At 73.7% G+C, this 4,029-nt stretch carries 1 protein-coding gene; it reads right to left on the minus strand.

From position 1 onward, the window contains the following. Window positions 1–4,029, minus strand: a 4,029-nt coding sequence (locus tag HW445_RS21110) for a type I polyketide synthase (RefSeq protein ID WP_180222551.1), incomplete at both ends; no start/stop codon positions are given.

The raw sequence follows: 4,029 nt of genomic DNA on the forward strand, positions 1-4,029 counted from the left end.
CCCAGCAGGCGACCCGGGCGCCGAGACCGCCGGTCCCACCAGTGATGAGGACCGTGCCCCGCACCTTCCACGCCTTGCCCGCGTCGGAGGCGGTCGCCCGCGCCACACGGCGGGCGAGGACACCGGCCGGACGCACCGCCGCCTGGTCCTCACCGTCCCCACCGGCAAGGACGGCGGCGGTACGCTCCCACGCCTGCCCGTCCAGAACGTCCGGCAGATCGACCAGACCACCCCACCGCTTGGGTTCCTCCAGCGCCACGACCCGGCCCAGACCCCACACCTGCGCCTGCGCGGCACTGCGCACGGGGTCCGCGTCACCGGTGGTGACGGCGCCCTGGGTCAGGCACCACAGGGGCGCCTGCACACCGGCCTCGCCCAGCCGCTGTACCAGCTCGAGCGTCGCCGCCAGGCCAGGAGCGACACCGGCGTCCGACACGTCATCGTCGTCGTCGACCGCCAGCAGGGACACCACACCGGCCGCCTGACGGTGCGGCGACAGATCGCTGTCGGCACCGATGCGCACGACCTCCGCGCCCGAGCTCTTCAGCCCGTAGGCGGCCCACTCGACCGTGAACTCGTCCAGCGTCTCCGGCACGACCAGCAGCCACCGGCCCTTCAGAGCGGCGGAGCCCGTGGTGTCGACGGGCTTCCACGTCACCCCGTAGCGCCAGGTGTCGGCCACCGTGTGGCGGCGCCGACGGGTGCGCCAGGAGGAGAGGGCCGGCAGGGCGTCCTGCAGCGGAAGGTCTCCGCTGAGGTTCAGTTCCGTGAGGAGGGCGGACAGGTCACCCCTGTCGATCGCCTCCCACAGCGCCGTGTCCACGGACGTTTCCACGGCGGGCGCGGGCACGGTGGCCGGGGCGGCGACGGGTTCCGGGGCCTGCGGCCAGTAGCGCTGACGGTCGAAGGCGTAGGTGGGCAGTTCGGCGAGGGCGGCGCCGGTACCCGTGTAGAAGCGCGTCCAGTCGACGGTCGCGCCGTGCACGTGTGCCTCGGCGATGGCCCCCATGACGCTCCGGGGCTCGTCGAACGCCTTGCGGAGAGCGGGGATGAGGGTTTTCCTCCGCGCATCGGCCAGGCAGTCCTTCCCCATCGCCGCGAGCACGCCGCCCGGGCCGAGTTCCAGGTAGGTGGTCACGCCCTGGATCTCGAGGTGGCGGATGCCGTCGGCGAACCGGACCGCCTGGCGGACGTGGTCCACCCAGTAGTCGGCGGTCAGCAGTTCCTCCCCGGCGACGGTGCCGGTCAGGTTGGAGACGATGGGGACGCGCGGGGCGTGGAAGGTGACCCTCTGCAGGAGGGTGCGGAACTCCTCGAGCATGGGCTCCATGCGCGGCGAGTGGAACGCGTGACTCACCCGCAGCCGCTTCGACTTCGCGAACCGGCCCGCGAGGGCGGTGGCCTCGTCCTCGTCGCCGGAGATGACGACGGAGGTGGGTCCATTGAGGGCGGCGATGGACACCCGGTCGGTGAGCAGGGGCAGGACCTCGTCCTCGGTCGCCTGCACGGCGATCATCGCCCCGCCCTCGGGCAGGGCCTGCATCAGCCGACCGCGGGCAGCCACGAGTGCGGCAGCGTCCTCGAGGGACCAGACGCCGGCAACGTGCGCGGCAGCGAGTTCACCGATGGAGTGGCCCAGCAGATAGTCGGGCGTGACGCCCCAGTGCTCCACCAGCCGGAACAGGGCGACTTCGACGGCGAAGAGGCCCGCCTGTGTGTAGACGGTCCTGTCGAGGAGGTCGGACTCGGCGTCGAAGACCAGGTCCTTCACCGGCCGGTCCAGGTGCTTGTCCAGCTCCGCGCACACCGCGTCGAACGCGTCCACGAACACCGGGAACGCCTCGTACAGCTCACGTCCCATCCCGGCCCGCTGCGACCCCTGGCCCGAGAACAGGAACGCCGTCCGGCCCTCCACGGCCTGGCCGCGGAAGACGCCCGGGGTGGTCTCCCCGGAGGCGAGGTACTCCAGGCCGCTGAGGAACTCGGCACGGTCGGCGGCGACCACGGCGGCGCGGCGCTCGAGGTGGGCGCGGCCGGTGGCCAGGGAGAAGCCGACGTCCATGAGGGAGGCTCCGGCGTCGCTCCTCGCGTGGGCGAGGAGCCGTTCGGCCTGCTGGGCGAGGGACCGGTCCGAGCGGGCGGAGATCACCCACGGCACCAGGGGCGGCAGCGCCCCGGTGTCCTGGGGCCGCGTGACGGGCTCCTCCTGGGCCTGCTCGAGGATGACGTGGGCGTTGGTGCCGCTGATGCCGAACGACGAGACGGCGGCGCGGCGCGGACGCTCGGCGGTCTCCGGCCACGGGCGCTCCTGGGTGAGCAGCGCCACCGTGCCCGGTGACCAGTCGATCTGGGTGGAGGGTTCGCCCACGTGGAGCGTGCGGGGCAGGACGCCGTGGCGGAGGGCCAGGACCATCTTGATGATGCCGGCGACGCCCGCGGCGGCCTGTGTGTGCCCGATGTTGGACTTGACGGACCCCAGCCACAGCGGCCGGTCCGCGTCGCGTTCCCGGCCGTAGGTGGCCAGCAGCGCCTGGGCCTCGATCGGGTCGCCGAGGGTGGTGCCGGTGCCGTGGGCCTCGACGGCGTCGACGTCGGCGCCGGTCAGGCCCGCCCCGGCGAGCGCCGCGCGGATGACGCGCTGCTGCGACGGGCCGTTGGGTGCGGTGAGGCCGTTGCTGGCGCCGTCCTGGTTGACGGCCGAGCCCCGCACCACCGCCAGGACCTGGTGCCCGTTGCGACGGGCGTCGGACAGACGCTCGACCAGCAGCACGCCCACGCCCTCGCCCCAGCCGGTGCCGTCCGCGTCGTCCGAGAAGGCCTTCACCCGGCCGTCGGAGGCGAGGACGCCCTGCTGGCTGAACTCCAGGAAGACACCCGGGGTGGCCATGACGGTGACACCGCCGGTGAGGGCGAGGTCGCACTCTCCGGAGCGCAGCGCCTGGATGGCCTGGTGGAGCGCGACCAGGGACGAGGAGCAGGCGGTGTCGACGGACACGGCCGGGCCCTCCAGGCCGAGGGTGTAGGAGACACGGCCGGACAGGACGCTGGCGGAGCTGCCGGTGGCGACGTAGCCCTGGACGCCTTCGGTGGAGCCGATCAGGAGGTTGGCGTAGTCCTGGCCGTTGGTGCCGATGTACACGCCGGTGCGGCTGCCGCGGAGCGAGGTGGGGGCGATGCCCGCGCGTTCGAGGGCGTCCCAGGAGGTCTCGAGCAGGAGCCGCTGCTGCGGGTCCATGGCCAGGGCCTCGCGCGGCGAGATGCCGAAGAACGCGGGGTCGAACTCGGTGATGGCGTCGATGAATCCGCCTTCCCGGACGCGTGAGGCGCCGGGCCGGTCGGGGTCGTAGTAGTCCTCCAGGCTCCAGCCGCGGTCGCCGGGCAGCGGCGAGATCGCGTCGGTGCCCGCGAGGAGCAGTTCCCACAGGTCGTCCGGGCTGGACACGCCGGCCGGGAAGCGGCAGCCCATGCCGACGATCGCGATGGGCTCGTCACGGTCGTCGGGTGCGGCCGGGCGGGCGGGCGCCTCGGTGGCGTCCGGTGCCCCGGTGAGCTCGGCGTGGAGGTGGGTGGCGAGGGCGGTGGGGTTCGGGTGGTCGAAGACGAGGGTGGTGGGCAGTCGCAGGCCGGTCGCCCCGGCCAGGGAGTTGCGCAGTTCGACGGCGGTCAGGGAGTCGAAGCCGAGTTCCCGGAACGCCTTGCCGGGCAGCACGGCCTCGGCGGAGGCGTGGCCGAGGACGGCCGCCGCCTGGCCGCGGACGAGGTCCAGGATCAGGCGGGTGCCGTCGGCGGGCGTGAGTCCGGCGAGCTGTGCGGCCAGGGCTCCGGTCGGGGTCTCCTCGGCGGGCGCCGACGCTCCACGCGGCGTCTGGAGGGCGCGCCGCACGTCGTCGATGTCGCGGATCAGGGAGATCCGTCCGGTGGCGAGCCGGGCGGGCGCGAGGACGGACCAGTCGACGTCGGCGACGGCCGTGCAGGGCGCACCGGTGGTGACCGACCGCGCCATGACGGCCACGGCGGTCTCGGGGTCCA

The sequence above is a fragment of the Streptomyces sp. UH6 genome, from assembly GCF_013421635.1.
Classification (GTDB): domain Bacteria; phylum Actinomycetota; class Actinomycetes; order Streptomycetales; family Streptomycetaceae; genus Streptomyces; species Streptomyces abyssomicinicus.